The sequence below is a fragment of the Aetokthonos hydrillicola CCALA 1050 genome (genome assembly GCF_017591665.1).
GTDB lineage: Bacteria > Cyanobacteriota > Cyanobacteriia > Cyanobacteriales > Nostocaceae > Aetokthonos > Aetokthonos hydrillicola.
On sequence record NZ_JAAKGC010000083.1, the window covers coordinates 1 to 24,839 of the forward strand.

The 24,839-nt window shown below is 40.6% G+C and carries 21 protein-coding genes; 7 read left to right on the plus strand and 14 right to left on the minus strand.

What is annotated here, in order from left to right:
• Together G4P69_RS28370 and G4P69_RS28375 are read right to left on the minus strand one after the other, a co-directional pair.
• The coding region (locus G4P69_RS28370; protein ID WP_208352797.1) for an SDR family NAD(P)-dependent oxidoreductase at positions 1 to 603 on the minus strand (603 nt) is incomplete at its 3' end.
• A gap of 117 nt (positions 604 to 720) precedes the next feature.
• A complete protein-coding gene (locus tag G4P69_RS28375) occupies positions 721 to 1,230 on the minus strand; it encodes a fatty acid hydroxylase (RefSeq protein WP_208345251.1) in 510 nt (169 codons plus the stop codon).
• A gap of 175 nt (positions 1,231 to 1,405) precedes the next feature.
• Here G4P69_RS28375 and G4P69_RS28380 point away from each other — a divergent pair, with 175 nt between their 5' ends.
• Positions 1,406 to 2,200 (plus strand): sulfite exporter TauE/SafE family protein, encoded by a 795-nt coding sequence (locus G4P69_RS28380; RefSeq protein ID WP_208345250.1) that lies wholly within the window; start codon positions 1,406 to 1,408, stop codon positions 2,198 to 2,200.
• Positions 2,201 to 2,266: 66 nt separating this feature from the next.
• On the opposite strand, the gene ssuD is transcribed toward G4P69_RS28380, so the two are convergent.
• The 8 genes from ssuD to G4P69_RS28420 all read right to left on the minus strand — a co-directional run bounded on the left by ssuD (position 2,267) and on the right by G4P69_RS28420 (position 11,870).
• On the minus strand, positions 2,267 to 3,430 hold the full coding sequence (gene ssuD / locus G4P69_RS28385) for an FMNH2-dependent alkanesulfonate monooxygenase (RefSeq protein ID WP_208345249.1): 1,164 nt from the start codon (positions 3,428 to 3,430) through the stop codon (positions 2,267 to 2,269).
• A gap of 471 nt (positions 3,431 to 3,901) precedes the next feature.
• A complete protein-coding gene (locus tag G4P69_RS28390; protein WP_208345248.1) occupies positions 3,902 to 4,921 on the minus strand; it encodes a sulfate/molybdate ABC transporter ATP-binding protein in 1,020 nt (339 codons plus the stop codon).
• Between the two features lie 30 nt (positions 4,922 to 4,951).
• On the minus strand, positions 4,952 to 5,818 hold the full coding sequence (cysW, locus tag G4P69_RS28395; protein WP_208345247.1) for a sulfate ABC transporter permease subunit CysW: 867 nt from the start codon (positions 5,816 to 5,818) through the stop codon (positions 4,952 to 4,954).
• Positions 5,805 to 6,623 (minus strand): sulfate ABC transporter permease subunit CysT, encoded by an 819-nt coding sequence (cysT, locus tag G4P69_RS28400; RefSeq protein WP_243903087.1) that lies wholly within the window; start codon positions 6,621 to 6,623, stop codon positions 5,805 to 5,807. Before cysT ends, cysW begins: the two co-directional genes overlap by 14 nt.
• Before the next feature lie 179 nt (positions 6,624 to 6,802).
• Positions 6,803 to 7,957 (minus strand): sulfate ABC transporter substrate-binding protein, encoded by a 1,155-nt coding sequence (locus tag G4P69_RS28405; RefSeq protein ID WP_208352803.1) that lies wholly within the window; start codon positions 7,955 to 7,957, stop codon positions 6,803 to 6,805.
• 516 nt (positions 7,958 to 8,473) lie between these two features.
• Positions 8,474 to 9,274: an aliphatic sulfonate ABC transporter permease SsuC gene (gene ssuC, locus G4P69_RS28410; protein ID WP_208352826.1), complete on the minus strand. Its 801-nt coding sequence runs from the start codon at positions 9,272 to 9,274 to the stop codon at positions 8,474 to 8,476.
• Positions 9,275 to 9,420: 146 nt separating this feature from the next.
• Positions 9,421 to 10,521 (minus strand): aliphatic sulfonate ABC transporter substrate-binding protein, encoded by a 1,101-nt coding sequence (locus tag G4P69_RS28415; protein WP_208352806.1) that lies wholly within the window; start codon positions 10,519 to 10,521, stop codon positions 9,421 to 9,423.
• A 164-nt stretch (positions 10,522 to 10,685) separates the two neighbouring features.
• On the minus strand, positions 10,686 to 11,870 hold the full coding sequence (locus G4P69_RS28420) for an acyl-CoA dehydrogenase family protein (RefSeq protein WP_208344952.1): 1,185 nt from the start codon (positions 11,868 to 11,870) through the stop codon (positions 10,686 to 10,688).
• A 901-nt stretch (positions 11,871 to 12,771) separates the two neighbouring features.
• On the opposite strand from G4P69_RS28420, the gene G4P69_RS28425 reads away from it, so the two are divergent.
• The 4 genes from G4P69_RS28425 (at position 12,772) to G4P69_RS28440 (ending at position 18,283) form a co-directional block, all read left to right on the plus strand.
• Positions 12,772 to 13,395 (plus strand): TetR/AcrR family transcriptional regulator, encoded by a 624-nt coding sequence (locus G4P69_RS28425; protein ID WP_208344951.1) that lies wholly within the window; start codon positions 12,772 to 12,774, stop codon positions 13,393 to 13,395.
• 115 nt (positions 13,396 to 13,510) lie between these two features.
• Entirely contained in the window at positions 13,511 to 14,533 is a 1,023-nt protein-coding gene (locus G4P69_RS28430; RefSeq protein ID WP_208344950.1) for an ABC transporter substrate-binding protein, read from the plus strand.
• A gap of 22 nt (positions 14,534 to 14,555) precedes the next feature.
• The gene (locus G4P69_RS28435) at positions 14,556 to 15,503 is read left to right on the plus strand and encodes a D-2-hydroxyacid dehydrogenase (RefSeq protein WP_208344949.1); all 948 of its coding nucleotides are present in this window, start codon (positions 14,556 to 14,558) and stop codon (positions 15,501 to 15,503) included.
• Between the two features lie 929 nt (positions 15,504 to 16,432).
• A complete protein-coding gene (locus G4P69_RS28440; protein WP_243903086.1) occupies positions 16,433 to 18,283 on the plus strand; it encodes a vanadium-dependent haloperoxidase in 1,851 nt (616 codons plus the stop codon).
• Between the two features lie 167 nt (positions 18,284 to 18,450).
• Here G4P69_RS28440 and G4P69_RS28445 read toward each other — a convergent pair whose 3' ends face one another.
• From G4P69_RS28445 to G4P69_RS28455, 3 genes are all read right to left on the minus strand, one after another.
• Positions 18,451 to 19,182 (minus strand): hypothetical protein, encoded by a 732-nt coding sequence (locus G4P69_RS28445; RefSeq protein WP_208344556.1) that lies wholly within the window; start codon positions 19,180 to 19,182, stop codon positions 18,451 to 18,453.
• A gap of 394 nt (positions 19,183 to 19,576) precedes the next feature.
• The gene (locus tag G4P69_RS28450) at positions 19,577 to 20,218 is read right to left on the minus strand and encodes a hypothetical protein (RefSeq protein WP_208352809.1); all 642 of its coding nucleotides are present in this window, start codon (positions 20,216 to 20,218) and stop codon (positions 19,577 to 19,579) included.
• 92 nt (positions 20,219 to 20,310) lie between these two features.
• Positions 20,311 to 20,631: a Mo-dependent nitrogenase C-terminal domain-containing protein gene (locus G4P69_RS28455; protein WP_208344554.1), complete on the minus strand. Its 321-nt coding sequence runs from the start codon at positions 20,629 to 20,631 to the stop codon at positions 20,311 to 20,313.
• A gap of 300 nt (positions 20,632 to 20,931) precedes the next feature.
• Here G4P69_RS28455 and G4P69_RS28460 point away from each other — a divergent pair, with 300 nt between their 5' ends.
• Positions 20,932 to 21,588 carry a class I SAM-dependent methyltransferase family protein gene (locus G4P69_RS28460; RefSeq protein WP_208344553.1) on the plus strand — a complete coding sequence of 219 codons (657 nt, stop codon included), beginning with the start codon at positions 20,932 to 20,934 and terminating at the stop codon, positions 21,586 to 21,588.
• A gap of 3 nt (positions 21,589 to 21,591) precedes the next feature.
• Complete coding sequence (locus G4P69_RS28465) at positions 21,592 to 22,812, plus strand: glutathione S-transferase family protein (RefSeq protein ID WP_208344552.1); 1,221 nt, start codon at positions 21,592 to 21,594, stop codon at positions 22,810 to 22,812.
• Positions 22,813 to 22,889: 77 nt separating this feature from the next.
• Here G4P69_RS28465 and G4P69_RS28470 read toward each other — a convergent pair whose 3' ends face one another.
• A complete protein-coding gene (locus tag G4P69_RS28470) occupies positions 22,890 to 24,302 on the minus strand; it encodes a sulfatase (RefSeq protein ID WP_208344551.1) in 1,413 nt (470 codons plus the stop codon).
• Positions 24,303 to 24,839 lie beyond the last annotated feature (537 nt).

The window sequence follows — 24,839 nt, forward strand, 5'->3', positions numbered from 1 at the left end:
GATGGGATCAGAAATGAAGTCACTGAATGGCGTATCCACTAAACCTGGCTCGATGATGGTAACGCGAATATTGTCCTTATGCACTTCTTGCCGTAATGCTTCTGAAAGTGCATTGACACCCCATTTAGTAGCGTTGTAAACTCCAACACCAGCCCGTGCTGTCCTTCCTGCAACAGAAGAAATGTTGACTATATGTCCAGATTGTTGGGTTTTGAGAAGAGGTAACACTGCTTGGGTAGCGTATAAAACTCCTAGAACATTAACATCGAATGCTCGCCGCCAATCTGCGGGATTTCCAGTATCAATTGAGCCAAGCACGCCAATTCCTGCATTATTAACCAGAATATCAACCTGTCCTAGTTCTGCATTGGTTTTTTGCACTAAGTTTTTAACTTGAGCTTCGTCTGTAACATCTGTAACAATTCGCAATACTTGACCGCCATTGGCTTGGATTTGTTTTGCTACTACATCTAAACGATCAGCACGTCTTGCGGCGATCGCAACTTTTGCCCCCTCTGCTGCCAACGCCACAGCCGTAGCTTCACCAATTCCAGAAGAAGCTCCAGTAATAATCGCCACTTTTCCATCTAATTTACCTGCCATAAATCTCCTTTTTGTTTTGCTAGTAAGATATAAAACTAGTGTTTTTGTAACAGTATTGGTGCTATATCTCCAATACGAAAATAAGCCGAGGTTTTCAAAACTCTGCTGAAGTTAGCACTACTTTAAGGCGCTAGAGGAAGAATACAAATGCAGTCTCAGTAAGCGTAACCATCGAAACCAGGTTTGTGCTGGTTGCTCAAAGAGTGTAAAAATATCGCCAAACCCTAAGTTAGGTTTTTGATGATGAATCCAGTGTTGTTCGGGAGTAGTGATAAATAAAATCTGACACAAGAAAGTAATAAACTTAGGAGTTTGCCAACCCATGACGCTGGTATGTCTCCACCACACATGAAACTGACCGAAAAGTAACCCACAAATAGTCCCAATGGGAGAAAAAAACGATAAAAATATTGCTACAAACAAATACGGTAAAGCACCCAGAATACCATCTAAAAGAACTTGAGTGTCGAGCAACAGGATAGCGTAATGACGAAAAGCTTTTTTTGCAGAGTGGTGTGTTTTTAGGTGGAGACTACCAAAGACATGTTCGGGTACATGATAGATGAAAGTGGAAAGCAAGTCTCCAAAAAATAGTAATAGCCAAGCCGTAGCTATAGCTTCTAGCATTTTTATTCCTCACTTGGAATTAGAAAACTTCACTGGATGCAATTCTCTTAAAATAAACACTATGCGATCGCATATCGATGTATACATCTTAATGCCGATTGACATATAGTTGTTTATAAACCAAAATATCACAATTTCGATTAACACACCAGACAAAAACAGAGGAATACTTCCCTTGACAAATCTCGAATTACTTGCTCTGATTGCAATTTTCTTAATAACGAGTGTTATCAGCGTCATTACTGGTAGTACGTCCCTAGTTACTGTACCTGTAATGCTTCAGTTCGGGATAGAACCACGTACTGCCCTTGCAACTAATATGTTAGCACTCATGTTTATGAGTGTTGGTGCTACATTGCCTTTTGTTGGTAAAGGAGTTATTGACTACCAGCGCTTACCATCACTGCTAGTTTTAACACTGACTTCATCCATTGTCGGAGCATTACTTGTTCTATTTATCCCCTCAAAATCAATACCGTTAATTGTTTCTATTTCGATGATTGTAGTTGCTGCGTTGTCTGTTGCTAACCGAAATGCTGGGGTAGAAACCTCACAGAGAATACCATCGCAAACAAGAGAAATTTTTGGCTATATAGCTACCTTTATACTTGGTATTTACGGGGGCTTTTTTAGTGGTGGTTACGTTACTTTACTGACAGCTGCTTATGTGATGTTATTCCGTATGACATTTGTTCAAGCAATAGCCACAAGTAAGTTTGTTAATATATTTTCGTCGCTTTCTGCGACTTTAATTTTCATGGTTCAGGGGATTGTAGACTACCGGCTAGGTGCAATTCTTGGTCTGAGTATGTTTATCGGTGGAGTTATTGGTGCGCGGATTAGCCTTCGTTTGAGTAATTTGTGGTTACAGCGGATCTACCTGACCGTTGTTGGTATTCTTGCTTTTGTAACACTTCGCAAATCGTTACAAGAGGATCATTCTAACTCTTATGAAGTCCACAATACTTAAGAAAGAGGTTCCAAACCGAGATGATATCAGTTTGGAAACCTTGTTTTTGTGAGAATATATCTTTTTTTAATCCACGGTAGCAGTTGTTTGTTCTTTGAACTGCTGTTTTGGGAAATCTTGATTACCAACGACTTCGCCAAATGGACTTAAGACCATCTGCTGTTCAACTGGTGGTAAATTCTCTAGAGGTAAGAGGGGAAATAGCAGTTCCGCAACTCGATAAGCTTCTTCTAGATGAGGATAACCAGAAAAGATGAAGGTATCAATACCTAACTCAGCATATTCTAGCATCCTAGCCGCAACGGTACTAGGATCTCCTACTAAGGCGGTTCCTGCACCACCTCGTACCAACCCAACCCCTGCCCACAAGTTTGGACTAATTTCTAAAGCTTCTCGACTACTGTTGTGCAATTGAGTCATACGGCGTTGCCCTTCTGAGTCCATACGGGCAAAAGCTTTTTGAGCAGTGGCGATCGCGTCGTCATCCACATACCGGATCAAATCGTTCGCTGCATCCCAAGCCTGACTTTCGGTTTCTCTAACAATCACGTGCAAGCGAATGCCAAACCTCAAAGTCCGTCCTTCTTCCTCTGCTAAGCGGCGCACCTCGTTAATCTTTTGCGCAACTTGTGCGACTGGTTCACCCCACGTCAAATATACATCTACATGTTTGGCAGCAATGCGTTGAGCGATTGGAGAGGAACCTCCAAACCACAAAGGTGGATGTGGTTTCTGGACAGGAGGAAATAACAATTTACCTCCGTCAATGTTGAGATAATCCCCTTGGAAGTCAATCGTTTCACCAGAGGCAATTTGCCGCCACACCGTCAAAAACTCATCAGTTAATTCGTAGCGGTCATCATGATTCAGATGCACGCCGTCTCCTGCTAATTCTACCGGATCGCCTCCTGTGACGATATTAATGAGCAAACGTCCGTTGGAAATCCGGTCAAAAGTTGCTGCCATCCTTGCTGCTACACCAGGCGACATTAATCCAGGACGCACTGCCACTAAAAAACGCATTTGTTTTGTATGTGTAACCAGTGCAGATGCCAAAACCCAGGCGTCTTCACACGAACGTCCCGTAGGTAGCAATGCTCCTGTAAAACCTAAATGATCCACTGCCGAGGCAATCTGTCGCCAGTAATCAAAGTTAACAGAGCGTCCACCTAGCGCAGTGCCAAGATAGCGCCCTTCTCCATGTGTGGGGATAAACCAGAGTAGCTGCATGATTTTTTTTCAGAGATGCTACAAAACTTTTCTAGAGAAAAAGATCTGTAATTTTATCTGATAACCGTACGAAATAGTAACCTTTTCAGTATTACACAATTAACTTAGGCAAAGCAATACGTTTACAAAAAAATACTGCTTGTATACCGGGTTTTCGATGTGTGTAACAGTAGTCAGTCAGCCAGCGATTTAAATCGCTGGCTGATAGCTAAAGTCCTCTCAAGAGGACTAATCAAAGATTTCAGTCCATTTCAATGGAATGCGCGCTATTAGCCCGGAACTTCAGTTCTGGGCGGGATATCGGGCTAATTCAGCCCGGGTGCAAGATATCGGAAGATGCTCGCGTCTATTGTTTAACAGTCAAGATATGAGCCACACCCACGACTCGAAAGGTTTGTAGTTGCGCTGTCTTTGCGCTGTAGCCACGAACTGGCTTCCCGCAGGGTAGCGCAACTACGGACTGTCATTTTCTCAACTTAAGGCATAGGCTGGGAAAATTTTTGCATGTTTAGTCTTAACATAAACATGCTGCTGTTCGTTGATTTCAAGTTGATTGAACTGTTCACGCGTTAAATATGCATTCACTACCTTTCCAGATTTGAGAATTAATTCCACTCGAATTTCCCAACCTAGATTGATAATGCGATCAACTTTAGCAGGTGTAGCATCGTCATCAGGATTAATCTGAATCACAACATCATGAGGACGTAAGAAGACTTGATCGGTGGTTGAAGTGTCGGAATTCTTATCTGGTAAAATACCAGCATGACTGGGAAGAACATTTACTGGACCAATAAAGCTCATCACGAATGGCGACGCTGGGTGGTCATAAATCTCAGACGGGGTACCAACTTGCTCGACTCGACCTTTATTCATGACCACGATTTGATCTGAAACCTCCATGGCTTCCTCTTGATCGTGGGTCACAAATACAGTTGTTACATGCACTTCTTCATGTAGTTTTCGCAACCACATTCTTAATTCCTTGCGAACTTTGGCATCTAATGCACCGAAAGGTTCATCTAAAAGTAAAATTTGTGGTTGCACTGCCAATGATCTTGCTAACGCTACCCGTTGACGTTGCCCTCCTGAGAGTTGAGAAGGATAGCGATCGCCAAACCCTTGCAACTGCACTAACTCCAAAAGTTCCTCGACTCGCACCCGAATCTTGCTTTTAGGAATGTTGCGGATCTCTTGTGGAAAAGCTATGTTTTGTCGGACTGTCAGGTGCTTAAATAGTGCGTAATGTTGAAACACAAAACCAATCTGGCGTTTTTGCACTGATTTGTAAGTGACATTTTCATCAGCAAGCCAGATTTCACCGGAATCTGGTTCTTCCAATCCAGCAATTATTCGTAACAATGTTGATTTTCCTGATCCAGATGGACCTAATAGCGCTACAAGAGAACCAGTTTTTACTTCTAAACTTACAGAATCAACTGCGTGAAAAGACCCATAAACTTTCGATACATTCTGTACTGTAATACTCATAATAATCCTCGTGATTTTTAATGTTTTAATCTATACTTTCTTACCTGTTTTCCTTTCTAAAATCTCCTTCAAAACCAATGTCACAACTGCTAATAGTGCTAAGAGTACAGCAGCCGAGTAAGCCGCTTCTGTTTCGTACTGTTTGTAAGCTTCCTCTACAAATAAGGGTAGACTTTGGGTTTTGTTGGCAATATTTCCAGAAACAACAGAGACAGCACCAAATTCACCCATTGCTCTAGCATTAGTTAAAATTAAGCCGTAGAGCAAACCCCAACGAATACTTGGCAGAGTGACACGCCAAAATATTTGCCAATTGTTTGCACCAAGAATTTTGGCAGCTTCTTCTTGATCCTTACCTATTTCTTCTAAAACAGGAATGACTTCACGAGCAACAAAAGGTAAACTCACAAATGCTGAAGCTAGCACCATACCTGGAAAAGCAAAGATGATCTTGATATTATTGGCTTCTAAAGCAGTACCAAACCATCCTTGTCGCCCATAAAGTAGAACAATCATTAACCCTGCAACTACTGGCGAGATCGAAAAAGGTAGGTCAATAATACTGAGAATAAGAGTACGACCAGGGAATTTATGACGAGCGATCGCCCAAGCTGCACATAACCCAAATATAGTATTTACAGGTACAGCAATTAAAGCTAGTAATAAAGTCAGCCTAATAGCATTCAGAAAGTCGGAACGTGTGAGGTTAGATAAAAATGGACCAACGCCTTTTTGAAAAGCTTGGAAAAAAACATTAGCTGCAGGAATATATAGTACTAAAGCGACATACAATACTGCTAACCCAATAAGAAAAATACTTACCCAATTTCTCGGTAATGGTCGCTTCTGGTTCCTTGAGTGCAGACGAGGTGGTAGTTTAGAATCATTTTGTGTCATATTTTCTCCCCCATGCTTGTAAGAAATTAATCGCCAGTAGCATCACTAAGGAAATCACCAGTAGTACTATGCCAATGACAGTTGCACCGGAATAGTCATACTGTTCTAGACGCTGGAAAATTAGTACAGGCGCAATTAAATCTTTGAAAGGGGTGTTAGAAGCGATAATTACAGTAGAGCCATACTCTCCAACTGCACGAGAGAACCCTAACGAGACACCAGTTAATATAGTAGGAAATAATGGTGGTAAAATAACTTTCCAGAAGGTTTGCCATCGAGAGGCACCCATACACCAAGCAGCTTCTTCAACTTCTTTTTCCAGTTCCTGAAGCACTGGTTGCACAGTCCTTACGACAAAAGGCAATGAGATAAAAATCATCGCCACTGCTACCCCAAGACGAGTAAAAGATATCTTAATACCTAATGGGACGAACAGCGAACCAATCCAGCCGTTATCACTGTAAACTGTTGCCAAAGTTAAACCGGCAACTGAAGTTGGCAAAGCAAATGGTAAGTCAATTGAAGCATCAATCAACCGTTTGAGGGGAAATTCATAGCGCACTAGCACCCACGCAATTAAAGTACCAAAGACTCCGTTGAGCAGAGCAGCTATTATTGCAGTGACAAATGTAACGTTGTATGTTGCTACTGCGATTGGACTGGTTGCGATCGCCCAAAATTCACTTGGAGTTTTACTACTCGCTTTCATAAACATCGCAATTATTGGGATAAACAACATTACAGTCAGATATCCCAACGTAATTCGCCATGTCCAAGGAACTTGAGATAACCGGCGCAGTAGCATCCTCCAACTTAGAGTATTCTTAGAAGCTATTGATTTCGGACGGGAAGATACAGCCATAGGGGGATAGAGAAGTAGCAACTAGCAGCTAGGTAGGTGTTAGTAAATTAGATAAAATTCTTCAATAAGTATATAGCAGTTGAGTTATGTTATCTGAATTTACCCGTACCTACTTAAGCAATTTACTTTTTGTTATTTTTGACTTGAAGCTTGTCAAAAAGAGCGCCATCAGCAAAGAACTTTTTATCAACCGCGCTCCATCCACCGTAGTCATTCACTGTACCCAGATTTTTGACTTTGGGGTATTTGTCAGCAATTGACTTAGTTTGTGCTAGTGTCTCATCCACTGGTCTAAAGCCGATTTTTGCAAACTCTTGTTGTGCTTCAGCAGTAAACAAGTATTTCACAAAAGCTTCTGCTACTTCACGAGTGCCATGTTTATCGACGTTTTTATCGACCACTGCAATTGGATTATCGATAGAGATGTTCACATCAGGCACTATATAATTCAGCTTTGCACCCTTTTTCTGCGCTAAGAGAACTTCATTTTCGTAGTTGATCAGAGCATCCCCCTGACCTTGCTTAAGAAATGTATCAGAAGCTTCACGAGCATCTTTAGTCAGAACTGGCACATTTTTGAAAACCTTTGTAACAAAGTCAGTTGCTTTGGCTTCATCTCCTCCAGTTTTTATCACTGAATTCCAAAGTGCTAGAAAATTCCAGCGAGCAATACCTGAAGTTTTGGGGTCAGCACTGATAAGTTTTACATTATCTTTCGCCAAATCTGACCATGTTTTGATACCTTTAGGGTTGCCGTCTCGTGTGACTAATGCGGCAACACTCTTCGAGACAATAGCATTATTAGGAACTTCCTTCTCCCATCCAGGCTGAATCAGTCCAGCCTTTTCAATCTTTTGGACGTCTCCCGCCAGGGACAAATGAACAACATCTGCTTCTAAACCATCGATGACTGCACGAGTTTGAGAACCAGAACCCCCATAGCTTTGTTTAAACGTGACGGTTTGGTTATGTTCTTTTTTCCAATTCTCTACAAATTTAGGGATTATGGCTTCGTGAGCGGCTTTAGTAACAGCAAAGGAAACAAGTGTGACTTCAACATCCTGCTTGTTAGCTGCAACAGGACTAGCACCAGGACTAGTGCTAGAACCACTATTAGCAGAATTATTCGTATCTCCCCCTGAGCAAGCAGCAATTAGCACACTCAAGCTAATTCCTACCAAAAATAGCGAGAAAAAGCCTTGGAATGAATTTACCGCCAGCTTCTTATCAAAAATGACTCGTTTTATTTGTTTCAACGCACCTTGCCACAATTCCATACTATAATCCTATGTTATTACTGCTTTTCTGTAGAAATACCGGATTGAAAAGTGAAGATATTATACGGGAAAAGTTGTGGCAAATGCAAGTAGGAACCCTCCCTTTTTTGACACAGTAAGTGAGGATTCTATAAATATAGATGAAAATGTGTTCGCAAAGCTGAGCAGTTTTGTAGAATCAGGCGTCAAAAATCCTGTTGTTAAGCAGATGCAGGATTATAAGCGCTCTCTATCCATGGGGTAGGGTATTTCTTCTGGTTGTAATCTACTCCAGAACCAGTGGAGAAACAAAAAGCCTAAACTTGAAAATATTAGCAGCAAAATACTGAGTACTATCCCGTACGCATGTGCGTGCCACCATAGCCGTTTGGCTATCACTGTCCTTAATTGTACAAGCTTCGACCTTTGACTGTGATTATTTTTATCAGAGGAATGAATAGTGATGTGTTGTGCTACTGTCATTTTTTACTGCTCCTTGTTAGAAGAGATTTTACAGTCCAAAAATCCGGGATGATATCAGGCTTTTAGATAGCTAGGATTCCACTGTAACCAGTAACTTTCGAGTCGTCTGGCAATAATGTCGGCTAATTTACCTAATAGTGCGTATATCAAAATACTCAAGACAACCACATCAGTTTGCATAAATTCTCTGGCATTCATTGCCATGTAACCAATTCCGGAATCAGCAGCAATCGTCTCCGCCACAATCAAGGTTAGCCACATAATCCCCAAAGAAAAACGTACACCTACTAGAATGGAAGACATTGCTCCGGGTAAAATAATTCTCCAGAACAAACCCCAAGCATTTAAACCATAAACTTTTCCCATCTCAATTAATCCAGTATCAACGCTGCGAATTCCATGAAAAGTATTGAGATAAATAGGAAACATTACCCCTAAAGATACTAGAAATAATCTAGCTTCATCCCCTATACCAAACCATAAAATCACCAAAGGAATTAAAGCTAAATTTGGAATGTTACGGAGCATTTGGATAGAAGTATCCAACATTTTTTCAGAAATGGGAGAAATGCCATTCAACAATCCCAAAGAAAATCCCACACTTCCACCGACTAAAAAACCACTAATCGCTCGTGCAGCACTTATACTTATGTTACGGAATAATTCGCCACTTTCAGCCAACTTAATAGCTGCACCAATTACACCTAAAGGAGAGGGTAAGATTCTAACAGGAATTACCCCGATAGTAGACAATAATTGCCACAAAATTAGGATTGATACAGGTACAGTCCAAGGAATTAGTGACTGGATATGGTTACTGTTGAAAAATTTGAACTGAAATTTATGTTTTCTCATTCTAGGGTTTACAGCAGAAGAGGTAACAAAAGAACCAAAATATTTCATATCCCGTTGTTTATATCTGATAACTTTACAGGTAAAATGATTGCATTTTGTTAAGGGATAAGTAGCAATCGCCTAAATCCATCTGCAATCATTTCACTTTATTGTTTGGCCAGAACATCTGGGGGAGTAAATTCAGCGTATTCTTTAGGTGTTAAAAACCCATCTCGAACATTCACTTTCTTAGGTATTAATTTTAGGCTATACCATTTATCTGCGACTTCTTGTTGTTTTTCAATGACTTTCTCATTAATTGGACGCAGATCCCAATCATACTTGCTATGCATTTTTTCTAATAATGGCGGATCTAGTTGTGTTACTGGTGAGAGCAGTTGTGCAACTTCTTTTGGATGCGCTTTACCCCAAATTTCTGCTTTTTGCAGTTCTTCTAAGAAGACTTTAATAACTTGAGGATTTTTTTGATAAAACGAGCGTGTTGTGGAGTAGAAGTTACCGGTATCTCTTAAATTCGATCCATCTATCAGAACCCGACCTACTTTCTGCTCTACATTTCTAGTCACAAATGGTTCCCAAATAAACCAACCATCTACTTTTCCTTGACTAAAGGCTACATTAGCATCTGGGGGTGGTAGGTAAACTGATGAAACATCACTTAGTTTGAATCCTTCTTTCTCTACTGCTTTTAGCAATAGATAGTGACCTATAGAAGCTTTCTGAAAAGCTATTTTTTTACCCTTTAAGTCTTTAACACTGTTAATAGAAGATTTAACGGGAACTATAAGTGAAACTGCTTTAGAGCTAGGACCAGTAGTCGCTAGATAAACTAAGGGGGCTCCAGCAGCTTGTGAAAAAATAGGAGGAGTTTCAGCTGTTGATGCAATATCGAGACCACCAGCATTGAGTGCTTCTAGTTGTTGCGGTCCTGCTGCAAATTCCGGCCACTCTAGTTTATAACCAAGAGTTTCCAGTCTTTTTTTGAGATTGCCTTGTTTTTCCAGAATTGCCAGTGAAGAAAGTTGTTTAGAGCGTACAATTCGTACTAATTTTGCAGCAGATTTTTCAGCAGTTTGTGTCTGGCTTATATTTGATGCGCCTACTTCTTGTTGAGTATTCTTTGCTGGTTGTGAACAACCAAATACAACAGTAGATAATATGAATGTATAACTAGCAGTAAATAAAAAGTAGCGACGAGTAATGTGTTGATTTTTAAAATTTCTCAATTTGGCTTTTAAACTTTGCATAAACTGGCTCGTTTAGGTTAAGCTATTAGGAAATAAGATGGCATCAGCCATCTTATGTAGGTGTAACAAGGAGATTTAATCAGATGAAAACTATTAACTGATGGGCTGGAAACAAGCTCGAGTTAGCAAAGATTCTCGAAAAACTTTTTGTCCTAGTTCTTGGTTTAAGAGTATTGCGTAGCTACGGGTAACTCTTGGTTGAGTACCCAATTGCCGATATCGCGCAATTTATAATCCACAGGATCATGTAGGGTGAAGGTGCGCAAATCACGCCAGTAGCGATCAAAGCCGTATTTGGTAGCTGTAGAACGAGTTCCCGTAACTTCAAAGATAGAAGTGGCGATATTCAATCCAACTTTTGAGATAAAAGCTTTGGCAGTAAAAACTGCAACTGCGACTTCTCCACGTTCTTCCGGTGTTAAGTCAACGTCTTTGTCCCAAGCTTGTTGAACTTGAATCGCTGTGCGATCGGCTAAAGCAACAGCAGCTTGTAACTCTGTCCACAACTCCCCGTAACGACGCTGAATGTAAGGATCATCTGTGGCACGTTCTACTCCAGATGTAATCCAAGGTTTAGTTTCGGTTAAGGTATACTGCTTAGCAGAAGACACTGCACCAGAAGCAACCCCCAGATATACATAAGTTTTGGTTAACTGTGCGATGATTCCCAAAAATGTAGCAAAAGCACTATTAGGAGGAGAAGGATATCCCAAAATTTCATCTTTCTTCACCAAAACATTGTTAAAGGTGAAAGAATCGCTGTCTGTGCGTCGCTGTCCAAAATTGTTCCAGTCTTGATTTGAAACAACACCTTCTCTATCTTTGGGAATGACGAATAGAAGGGGAAGTTCTTCGTTATCTTGCAAAGCAGAGAATACCCGCACATCCGCGATCTCAATACCAGTACCAAAGCTTTTCACACCATTGACGCGGAAGTGTTCACCCTCTGGTGCAATTTTTAGTCGCGTATCGCGGGTATTGATGGCATTTGCCCAGAATAAATTCTTTTGGGCAGTTTCTCGATAGTATCTGTCTTTTTGTTCTGGAGTTCCTGAGACATGACCTAGGGCTGTGAGGTTTAAATGGTTGCCATATAACTGACCAATAGAACCATCAGCGACAGAAAGTTCTTGGACAATTTTCAATCCTTCTACCCAAGTTCCCCCTATGCCACCATATTCTTTGGGTACGACGAAAGGTAACAGACCACTTGAGCGAAGCAGCTGAATTTCTTCTTCTGGTACTCCCGCTTTGCTGTCACGTTCTACTGCATTCGCAGCAAGTTCTTTAGATAGGGAAGATGCTATCTCAATCCAGTTTTTCGATTCTTTGACTAATAGTTGCACCATAAACTTGCTCCTGTCGAGAAAACTAGGGATGGAAATGGCTGGAAGAGGAAATTTTCAATCCACTCAAAAGAGATTTTTTCTTTGGTGGGTGCTACTCAACTCTTGATGCTCTGTCCAATCTAGGAATCGGACGTAGTACCTTACTCTTCTTGAAAGACTTCCTCAGCCCTTGAAAAATAGATTCCTCAGTGTTCTAATTCGATATAATAAACCTCCTCAGGACCTTGAATTCATTAATATGGTGTGGGTGCTAAGAGTGCCAATGTCTTACAAAACTCTGAATTTTAAAACATCGGAGTATACAGACACAAAAGTTCGCGTCTCTACACTTCTACATCAAAATACGGCAAGACAATAGGTTTGATGTATTTTTATTTTTTGTAGTTTGACACAATTAGAGAAAAAAAACAAGTAGATTTTGTCAAAAAAATATTACCGTAGGAGGAATTTAAAATCGATAGATTGTACATTGCTCTACAAAAAACCTTAGTTGGTAGGCACACTAACCCATACCGCCGGGATAGTGAGTAGGCGTAAGTAGCCTGACTGACCGAAGGATTGCATCAGGAACATAGCAATGAGAATATATTGCTTTTTACTGGTAGGTATGCAATTATTATTTATAATCTACTATAAATCAAGCCAATTACCGTACAATTTGCTTTGGTGCTAATTATTTCTTCAATCGTGCTGACCTGAGAAATACTGATTAAGGTATCAGACTCTCTAAGGATAAGTTACCAAGAATTAGACTTTTGATCAAACAAGTTCTATATTTTTGTTACAACCACTTCTGGCAGCTTGCTATGTCGAATATTGACGAACCGTATCGTCTTGTTAATGCATGACGGGATAGAGCCGTTGCATTGAAAAAAGATTGCCCTCACTGGAGTCAGCCCTTATGTCACAACTACTTGAGAACACTATTATTCCAACAAAAGCTCTGGCTAAAGCACCTCTTAAGAGCAGGCGAAATGAGCGTTCTCATAAAGCAATTCTCACAGCAGCAGTTGAGTTACTACAGGAAAAAGGCTATAGAGACATTTGTATTGAAGCTCTTGCTAGTCGTGCTGGAGTAGGCAAACAAACGATCTATCGTTGGTGGTCTTCTAAAGCTGAAGTCATTATGGAAGCATACTCAGCAATAGTTACAGAGGATATCCCTGCACCGGATACAGGATCGATTAAACAAGATTTATGTCAGATTCTTTTACAACTATTTGCAATACTGACAACAACGACCACAGGGAAAGCTCTCACGGGACTGATTGCTGAAGCCCAAATGGATGCGTCTTTAGCATCATCGTTTCGTAAGCAGTTTATTGAATGCCGCACAGCAGCAACCCGTACGATTTTAGAGCGGGGCGTAGCGCGAGGTGAACTACGCTCTGACTCGAATTTGGACTTGGTGATTGATGCGATTTACGGCCCTATTTGGTATCGCTTATTGTTGAAGCATGGAACATTAGATGATGCCTTCGCAGAAGAATTAGTAAATTTTGTAATACTTGGAGTACAGGCTTAGTTTTTAGGCATATTTGTCTTAAACCACAGCACTTTGCTTAAAAGTATCCATTCATCATAATTTTTAGTCAAACTACATTTCAGGCATTTTTGATATATCAAGTGCTTTATTTTACATGACTAATTTTGGCATCCAGAAATCTATTCCCCAACTTCCTAGCGTAATAGCATCTTTCCTTCTACTGTTAACAACAGCTTGTAGTTCTAGTCAACCTGTTTCCCAAGCAGAATCAAATCGCAATCCACCAGAAGTAAAGACTTCTACCCTCCGTCTGGGCATTATCAGTTCTAAGAGTGCCAAACTCCCTACAGGACCAATTGGTTGGGCGATGCATCAAGGCAAACTTCTGCCAGAATTACAAAAACTGGGGATCAAAGAAGTGCAAACGTTCTCGTTTCCCAATGGTCCTAATCTCAATGAAGCTTTAGTAACAGGTGAACTGGACATGGGTATTTATGGAGATACACCTGCCATCGTAGCCAGAGCAAATGGTCTTCCTACCCGCTTAATTAGTCAAGAACAAGTTGGAACCAACGCTTGGTTAGTGACAAGGAAAAACGGAGCGCATTCTGTTGCTGAACTCAAAGGGCAAAAGGTCGCAACATCAAAGGGATCGTACATGCACCGCTATGTGATAGGACTATTGCAAAAGTCGGGTGTCGTAGATCAAGTAAAAGTAGTGCACCTATTACCTAATGAAGCGCAAGCTGCTCTAGAACGGGGTGATGTGGCAGCGATTGCAGCTCCAACAGGAACGGGTCCACTGTTACAATCTAAAGGGTTTCCTGTCATTGATGAGGCAATCAAGCACCCAGACTTACCAGGGACAAGTGTGACAATAGCAACAGAAGCTTTCCTGGCACAACATCCTGACTTGCCTCAAAAGTGGAATCAGATTAAACAAGCAGCGGTCAAGAGTATCAAGGCTGATCCAGAGGGCTATTACAAGTTCCATGCTCAAGTTTCAGGATACTCTGTTAATGTTGTAAAAGCTTCTCTCTCTATAGAACAGTTTCCAGAAGAACCAATTCCAGCAAAAGGAATACAACTTTTGCAAGGAACAAAGCAGTTTTTAATCTCTCAGAAATTAGCCAAGTCTGATTTTGAATTAAAAGATTGGATTGTGGCTCAAAAATAATAGTAAATTTGGCCTTAGCCTCATGAAACTCATTCTACCTGTAGAACTTGCAGCTAAAATCGAGCCGCTTTTACCCAGAGATACTACATTTGTACGTGTAGATAATGAGGGGAATTTTGATGGTGATCCTAGTGGTGCTGAAGTGTATTTGAACGGGTTTAAATTAAAAAATACAACTCTCCATAAAGTATTGGCAGCCGCACCTAAAATTCGATGGCAGCATACACCAAGCGCTGGGGTAAATCACATCCTTACACCAGTGTTCTTAGAACACGATATACTCCTCACTAATGGATCGGGGGTTCATGGGATTCCTATTGCAGAATTTGTCTTGACATACATGCTTTATCATGCTAAGGATGTCAGTAAGCTACAAGATTTGCAATCAAACCATCAGTGGATTAAGTGGTCAGAGCTGCAAGAGCTATATAACAAGAACTTGCTTATTATTGGTACAGGAAGTATTGGGCGAGAGATAGCCGTTCGTGCCAAAGCTTTTGGTATGAATGTTTTTGGTAGTCGTCTTCGTCCAGATCCATTACCTAATTTTGACTTAATTGTTAGTGCAGATGAATGGCGATCGCTTCTTCCACAAGTAGACTATGTAGTTGTTGCAACACCTTTAACACCTAAAACTAGAGGGTTAATTGATGCAGATGCATTGCGATTGATGCGCAAAAGTGCTTATTTAATTAATATAGCTCGTGGCGCGATCGTTGATGAAGATGCCTTACTGACTGCTTTACGTGAAGGGTGGATTGCTGGCGCTGGATTAGACACATTTTCTGTTGAACCACTACCTTCAGACAGTCCTTTTTGGTCTTTACCTAACGTATTTGTAACACCTCACTCTTCAGCACTTACACCACAACTTCGCGATCGCATTGTGGAATTATTTCTCGACAATTTGACACGCTATCGTAACGGTAAACCTTTACGTAATATAGTGGACAAAAAAGCAGGTTACTAAATTTCTTATCGACTCAAGGATGATCTCAACATTCATGCGTTTTGATTGAGATTTCTGGGGTTGTTGAGTACCTATACAATCAAGGGCATACCCTGCGGTTTCCCAAAGGGTGGGCTCTTGCTGTATTGGTTGCTCTATATTTTAGATACTTAGTATAAGTACCTAATTTGCACTTTTTCTTGACGGTCTCCGTCCTAAAGGAGCGGAGATTCTTAAGACACAAGTGTCTCAATATCCTGTTTTCACAGGTTCCCAGGCTCAGTAGGTTTGCCACTACTTAGGGCGTACTGATATCTCCTCAAGAGTGTTTTGGGCGTAGACTTCCTCCCAGTCCGGGAGTAGGTTTTATTTAAATGTCTTGTACTGACATGCCCAAATTCTAACACAAAGCCGTCCTACAAGGACGGGGTTTTCGACCCAATTTTTTGATAAAAAATACTTGCTTTTAATTGTTGTTTATGAGATAGTCTAACTTGAAACAAAAAACTACTATAAACCAATAAACTTATAGTAGGTTTTAGATTCTAAGAGATAGCTGCCTTAGCTGTGCGATTCGCTTGGGAAAACCAATGATACTCAAGTGATTGAAGGATGCTTGCAAAAGCCATTTTTACCAAGGAACTACAGATGCTCACAAATTAAGAATCTGTGTTTATTTGTGGTGTCAAATGGCCAATAATATGACTTTTGCAAAAAGACTTTTATCAAAATAGTTGAAGCCAGTGCGATCGGAGATGCGTACGGTCTGAAATTGATTTACTAGGCTGCTTTTGCTTGCGTTTTCGTTACAACTGTCATTCGTCAAATTTCATTAGTCGTTTGTACTTACAAATGACTAATGAAAATCCCTGACGATAAAATGTGAAATTTTATCGAAATACAGCTTAGTTAAAATACCTATCTTACTATTTAGTTTTGGAGTGAATCTTATGCCATCCGAACCCCATTTTGATCAAACTTCTGGAAAGAATACACATAGGCAGGCTGAAGTAATCGCAAATTCTAGCCAAAATCAAGCTACTACTACCAGCAAACGCTCTATATTTAGTCGAGGTAGACGTGCATTTCTTGGTCGTGCAGGTTTGTTGACTGCTACTGCAACTGGTATTGTTTCAGGGGCGATCGCTTCTCCTTTCTCTGGCAAGAAAAGACAAGACATTGTTCAGGCAAAGGATATTGTTGGTTTAGTGAACTTTGATTATGCTGGGTTTAGTCGTAAAGCTTATGATGTACGCATCCAAGCAGCTCGACAAGAACTAGACTTTGGCGTTCCACCTCATCCAACCAATGGTGATGAGGAACGCTACCCTAACAAAATAGCTACTGACACCAGGGGTTTACCCCACAACGAAAGAGGCGAAGTCAACTTAGACGCGTACAAGTCTTTCATAAAAGCACTGCAAACTCGTAACCCTGATGACTTTGAAAATATTATCTTGGGTGGTACAAGGAAGTTAGTTAGTCCTCAAGGACCACTGGCACTCAGTCTACTAGGTCTTAACGCTGCTCAGATACAAATTCCAGTACCACCAACTTTGGATAGTGCAGAGCAGGCTGGTGAGGCAGTAGAGCTTTACTGGCAAGCTCTACTACGAGATGTTTCTTTTGAGAAGTTCCAAGATAACACTGACGATCCAAAAGTTCTGGCAGCGGTTGAAGATATTAACAAGCTTTCAGTATTTGGAGGACCAAAGCAAAATGGTCGAGTTACCCCGCAAACCCTATTTCGTGGTAGCGTCAACTACGTCGATTCATCAACCGGAACAGCACGATATGTGACTCCGCCAGGAATACTCGATGGTCCTTACATTTCACAGTTTCTGTTGTTGAATATTCCTTTCAACACCCAGTTTATTTCGCCTCTGATTCGTACTGCTCTCCCAGGCAATGATTTCCTCACTAGTTTTGATGAATGGTTGACTATTCAGAATGGAGGCAGTTCTGGCAGAGCGATTAAGTACGACTCAACCCGCCGTTATATATCTACTGTTCGAGATTTAGGTGAGTATGTACATATAGGTGGGGCTTCATACTTAGGAGCTTTATTAATTTTAAGTTCTGGAGTCAATCAGAGTGATCCTGTTGCCAGTGGTATTGGTGCACCCTTTAGTCCGACTAATCCCTATAACAACTCCAAAACTCAAGCAGCTGGTGTCGGCTCATTTGCTGCTGGGTATTTTCAAGCCTTACTGCTGTTAGCTCCTTCACTGGCAATTAGAGCTTCTTACTGGCAGAAGTATTATGTACACCGACGGTTGCGACCAGAAGCATATGGTGGGTTAATTTATAACAATCTTGTTAACAAGACTCAATATCCAATCAATTCGGAGGTTTTAAATTCCAGAGCTTTAGCTCAAACCTCTAGCACGTTTAACACTTATTTATTACCCCAAGCATACCCAGAAGCATCACCAACCCATTCCTCCTACAGTGGTGGTGCTGCTGTTGTTGCTGGTGTTTCTGTTACACTTTTGAAAGCGTTCTTTGATGAGAACTTTGTTATTCCCAATCCAGTACAACCTGATCCTAAAGACCCAACAAAAGTGATTCCGTATACAGGAAAACCACTGACGGTGGGCGGAGAGTTGAATAAGCTGGCAACAAATTACGCGATCGGTCGCAGTTTTGGCGGTATCCACTGGCGTTCGGATGGTTCAGCAGCCTTAGCTTTAGGAGAAGAGGTTGCTATTAGTATCCTCAGAGACGAAAAACTAGGGTATAATGAGAAGTTCAGCGGTTACACCTTTACTAAGTTTGACGGTACAAAGATTACCATCTGAAGAGAGCATCAATGAGAGGATTTTGCTTGCTGGAAATATTTCGTGAGCTAGATCCTCGCGTTATGTAATTCCAATTTAGGGGATGATTTCATTATCCCCTAAATTCCAAACTGCTTGAAGCTGAATTTGGGTAATCCTGAAGCGATAGAATGATCAACTGACGCTTTTTAAACAAGAGCATATTCCCTGGCTGCATACTCATTAGAGTAAGAATATTCCCCAGGGAATCCAAAAAGCCAACTAGATTCTGCAGTCTGGATTGAAGTGTCAAGTGGTGTATTAATGATATCAGAATTCAAATACGAATTTAAATATAAATCTAACATAATTAATTCTGCTTCATCTGCCGACATTTCCAAATATTTAAATCTTGAGGAATTATCATTATCACCCCAGAAAAATAAATCATAGCCTCCATCCCAAAAAGGCATTTTCTCAAAAAAGCTCTCAGCATATTTTATAGAATGTAAGGCTATTCTTCCCTCAAAACCCAATCGAAAACTGTGGGAGATTGCAAATTTAACTAGGCTAGTTCCTACTTCTTTATAGTTTCGTTTTCCTTGATTAGATGCACGATTCCAGGGAGCTACAGTTACTAGCGTTAAATAAATTAAATTTTTACCCTCTTCTAACCTAGAAGGACAATTGGCATTTTTTAAAACTATCAAACCTTGTGGAATTGAACCGTATTCTAGTACATAAATTTCAAATCCTTTCTCAGCATCGAGATATTTTTCGATATCTAAGTTTTCATCCCAACACTTTTCAGTTTTTAATTGTGGCTTCCAAATTAATTCAATCTGTCGAATGTGCCTTGAGGATATAGGTACAATTTTGCCTTGTACGTATTCATTACTCAAATGATCAAATATTTGGGCCTCTTGTTCTAAGAGAAACATAAAAACATTCCTTATATAGGTTTATTTTGTATAAATAATATTTTTTTTGACTAAAAAAACAGTTATAAAACACAGAATTGCTGCTATTAATAATCAATCCAATTCACATTTTTTCTTCATAACGAAGAATAGATTCAAGAAATGGTTTTATATCTGCATGATTAATTGATAGCTTAGAAATTTTTTGATTGTCTACCATTACAATGGTCTTTGCTAAATCTTTAGATTTTTTAGTCTTGTTAAGTGCAATGAAAAAACCTAGAATAACTCAAAATCCTTGCATTACCATTCTTAGTCAGTAGGGTTGGTGTAATTAGTAACTTTACGCGGGAAACAAGAGCCAACTCTTAATCCCGAGATTGGACTACGGGCGTCAATGAGTCCCCAGAATTTTCTATTGTGAAACAAGATTTACATTTAGTTTGAAGCGCTGCTCTTCAAGCATAGAAACGGGAAGTTCTTGGTTTTTAAAGTCTCTCGAACTGAGAATTGCTTGTTTATCCTCTCTTACATCTGCTCGCGGATCGCTCGTGGGGTTTATTCCAAACCTAGTTTCAGCTAGTTGATCACCAATACTCAATCGGGTAGCGGTTATTACATCGATTGACAGCACTTGAGGAAGTTCTCCCCAAAATGAAATCGGAAAATTACGTATCCTAATTTCCGCTCCTGCTGGTAACAACAGAGCCTGAAAACCATCGATTCCTAAAACTCTCCCAATCACAACTCGACCAGAACCTTTTAGCTCAAAGACTTCAAGCCCATCAGGAGTAGCTTTTTCTGGTGTGAAATTCATAGTTAAATTACTTGGGATAATAAACCAACGAGATAGCGAATGATGATTGCGTAGCGTAATATCAAACAACAAGTTTACGTGTGGTGGTTTTTGCCTGCGTTGAGTAACATACCTAATTTCAACAGCAGGGTTCTCTAATTTTTTGGCTATATTTATCGGAATATTTGTGTTAACGATTGGATTGAAATACTGTTGCGTGGAGTGATTAGGCAAAACGTCATAAGTAAATATGATCATCACTGTAAGAAGTTTGAATAGTACCAATGCTATGGTATTATATGTTACTATTCACTTGATTGTCCACGATCAAGGCTTTGAGGACGGGATTAACTCTAGCAATAGCAGCGTACATCTTCACCGCAAGTGTCAGCTAAGTAGCATAATGCACGAAACCGCAGACTCGAAACTTGCTCGTAGAAAGGATTGAGTTTACATAGAGGCGGAATGTGCGCAATTAAGTACCCGAAAAAGTAAATATCTCGTTCAAACGGACACTGAACGGGAATAACGGTACACAAAAAGTGTGCTGTTCTTCTGTTAGTTACCTCAATGCTATCAAGCCAGTAGCGAATCGGTTCGAGTATATCGAATGCGTTGAATTTAAAGTTGCTAGAGATGTTGTTGCGATAATTATTTTTAATGAAAGTGAGCATTGTTCTTTACCTTTGAATTGCTGTTAATAAGTAGTTTAACTATAAAAACAGCAAAGGTTACATCTTGTTGGTTATAATTTTGTTTTATATGTGATAACTCTAGCTTAACTCTCTGAATTCTCGTGGTCTATCAAAGAGGATTGGGGAATTCTGTTAATTAGTCAGAAACTATGGTATGTTATATCTATTCCAAAAAAAATACGATTAATAGAGCAACTTACAGTATCTTATTGTTGCCTGTCACATTTATCACTGTAGAAAGCTATCAATTCCAATTCCATAAAGTGGGAGCCACTATCTATGCCAAAAGATTGGTTGGAATGGCACGACCTCTACAAAACTGAGGCGAAATTGCAACAGCGCTTGCAAATCGTGCGGGAGTACATTTCTTATAGCTTGGATGCATCGCCACCAGGAATCATCCGTATAGTTAGCGTTTGCGCGGGTGATGGACGAGATTTACTAGGCATTTTGGAAAATCACCCTCGTGCAAAAGATGTTCATGCGCGACTCGTTGAATTAAACCCACAGCTAGTAGAACGTGGACGAGCAACTGTGGAATCGTTGGGTTTGGCAAAACAAATTGAATTTATTAATGGTGATGCCACTATTGCTTCCAATTATGTAGGAGCAGTACCAGCAGATATTGTGATTGTATGCGGTGTTTTTGGCAATCTGGCTGATGAAGTCGAACTAAATCGCTTGCTAGGGAATTTAAGTTTTTTAAGTAAAAAAGGTGCGTTTGTACTCTGGACAAGAGGACACTCTAACGGTGTCGCCTATTCTGAGTATGTTCGTAAGTTTTTGCGTGAATCTGGATTTGAGGAAGTGAACTTTAAACTCACTGCAACAGGAGACATGGGGGTAGGTATTCATCGTTATCTTGGTGACGGTTCTGCTGTCCCTAAAGAGGAACAACTATTTGTATTTTCTGGTATTCCAAACAAAGCGAGGTAAAAAATGCCTATTCAAGACACATTATCTAGTTGGGATCAGCTGCTTGAGATTGCTCGACAAAATACGTCTGCTCGACGATTACGTAGACCTGGTCAATCTCCTTCAACCGAACCAATACCAAGCAGTCTCCATAAACTTCCGCCTGATGCTACACCGCCAGTGCTGCTTTATCGAGATACCAACTCTTGGTGTCCATTCTGTGAACGGGTTTGGTTTGCTCTAGAAGAAAAGGAAATTCCTTTTGCGACGGAGTTTATCGATTTGACCAACAAGCCAAAGTGGTATACGGACTTGGTTCCTACAACCCTTGTTCCTGCTGCAAAAATCGAGGGACAATTAGTTTATGAATCCAAAGATATTCTTTTAGCATTGGAAGAAAAATTTGGGACAACTTTGTTTCCCGATGATCCAGAGGAAAACGCTATTGCTAGACAGTTGGTAGAAGATGCTGAAACCAATGGGTTTAAGGAGGCAGCGTACAAATTTCTCAGGGTAACACCTGCGGATTCTGATGAACTAGCGAGCTTTCAGGCAACATTTGAAGCTAAGTTAGATGAGCTTGAGGAAGCGTTGGGTAAATATCCAGGTCCCTACTTTGTTTCAACTTTTAGCCTAGTCGATATTATGTACAGCCCCCATCTTGATCGATTAGCCGCCAACTTACCTGTGTACCGAGGTTATCATATCAAGGGGAATGAGCGTTATCCTCGCATCAACGCTTGGTTTGAAGCACTCAAGCATCGTCCTGCCTATCATAGGGTTAAATCTGATAATATCACTAACAATTTACTTCTGCGTCGCAGATGGGGTGTGGAACCGATTGGGAATCCGTTACCTCTCGATCCTGTAGATAGCCAGTCTCTTCAATATCGCGCAGAAGCAGCCGAGAGACTGAGTGATAATCGGGAAGTTGCGATAGGAGACATTTTGAAAAATTCTGGGGTTCAAGCTTTAGCCAAGGATGGTGACATCTCGGCAGTTCAAGAAGCAGTTGATCTTCACCTCAGATTACTGGCTGATTATCTGATTCATGGGAATGGCGAATTTTTACCAGGTGGAAGAACAGGTGGTAAGGACAGTAGTACTGACCCAACTGTAGCTGCTGTAGGAGCTATTACTCTTGCATATGTGAGGAATCGCATCTGCGCACCAAGAGATATGAGTGCTGGTGCTGCAACTGCTTTTCGGGCAGCAGCAGATAAAGTGTTGGCATCTATTTACTAACAAAAGCTAACACAGTCAGATTATCCCCTAACCCGTTTTCTCGATTTGGGAGAACAGGTTAGGAATTTGTTTCTTAATCAAGCCGGGTAAGGCAGCACTTGCGATTCCCATTGCTGGAACGTAGTACGTAACTCCTGAAATATTCTTGGGTATTGTTCCTTAAGGTCAGTTTGCTCTCCTTCATCAGTTGAAAGATTGTACAGAGACTCGTTTCCTCCTCGGAGTAAATACTTCCACTCACCACTACGAACAGCTTTTTGTATATCGCCACCAACGCGATCGCCCCCAAAGCGCCAAAAAAGTGTCCGAGGATAAACAGATTTTTCTCCTTTGAGAACTGGAAGTAAATTGTGACCATCCAGTGGATAACGAGCGTCAGGCTGAGTGCGTGCAGCAGCAAGAATGGTTGCGGTTAAGTCCATCGTGATAATTGCTTGTTCACTGACTTTATTAGCTGATGTGACTCCAGGCCAACGTACAATTGTGGGAACTCGTATTCCACCTTCGTATAAATCGCCTTTCTTCCCTCTTAACTGTCCAAAATAGGACAGCCGTTCACCTCCATTATCGCTAGCAAAGATGACTAAAGTATTTTTAGTTAGACCAGCATCATCTAAAGCTTTTAGTACTCTTCCAACTCCATCATCTAATCTCCGTACTAATGCAGCATAAGATTCAGGATCTCCAGAATCCAACCAACTTTGTACACCATCCTTACCTATCAAGGAATTACTGATAGCCTCATCATCAGGGCCTTCAAACGGCCAATGCGGTGCATTGTAATGAAGGCTGAGGTAGAATGGTCTCTCTCGGCGTTTGTTAATAAAATCAATCGCTTGCTGAGTGTACAAGTCTGTAACGTAACCAGCACGATCTTGTTGATTTAAAACAGTATTATTCCCCTGTTGTTGACCTTCCCAGAGGTCAGGTTGTGCATCAGTGTCTACATGTCTAAAGTAGTCGATCGCACCGCTTAGGTTGCCAAAATATTCATCAAAGCCATTTTTGATTGGACCATATGTAGGAGGATAACCAGAGTGCCATTTACCGACTAACGCTGTCTCGTAACCCTTAGCCTTAAGGAGAGAAGCAATAGTTGGAAAATCAGGTGGTAACCCTACAGTGTCACGTACTTGCTTTATGCTACCTAAAGGCTCCTTCAGTCCAATTGCAAGTCTCGCAGGATATCGACCAGTGAAGAAGCTGACTCGCGTTGGAGTGCAAACAGTTTGACCAGAATAGGCATTGGTGAAGCGTACACCTTCCTGTGCCAAACGATCCAAGTTAGGAGTACGAAAGTTTGGCTGTCCGTAAGAACTCAGATCGCCCCAGCCGAGATCATCAGCCAAAATAAATACGATGTTAGGTCGCCGTGGTGTAGCAGAAAGACCAGATAGTAAACTTGATCCTCCTGCTGCAAGGAGTGTACCTGCGACCGTAGCACCTATAAACTCGCGACGACCAAAAACCCCTGACTTGCGCTTATCCATTTTTCTTCACTGTTCCTTATTTAGTAGATATCCTTGAACCCCGGTCAACAATTCCTGTTTCAATCAAGGCAGTTAGTTGCTACTTAGCTAAAAATTGATTGGTGCTATCTATTGAGAAATACGGTAAATTAGTAATTTTGCAGTATTTAATAAGAAATCATAGAGATTATTGCATACACAGAATCCACTAAGCAAGTATTTTTGTAATTTTTGAAAGAGAATGTGCTAGTACTGTCTACCTAATACCTATTTTTTATCTGGCAAACCCAACATAGGGGTTTTTGTAGTATTTCATACAATTCAATAAGTTATAATGGAATAACGAGACTAGCTTTATTCTTAAACATGGTTTCCAAAGCATGATGATTTTGCCTACTGATCATCATGCTTTTTTCTTTACAAAAGAAATTGCATAACTATTTATAAAAAAGATAGCTATGCTTATATCTTTTAAATATTTGTGATAAGTATTAAAATACCTGTTAGTTAAGTTTAGATTGAGAAAGAAAAATGCCAAGCTTTCTTTCAAAGTGAGAA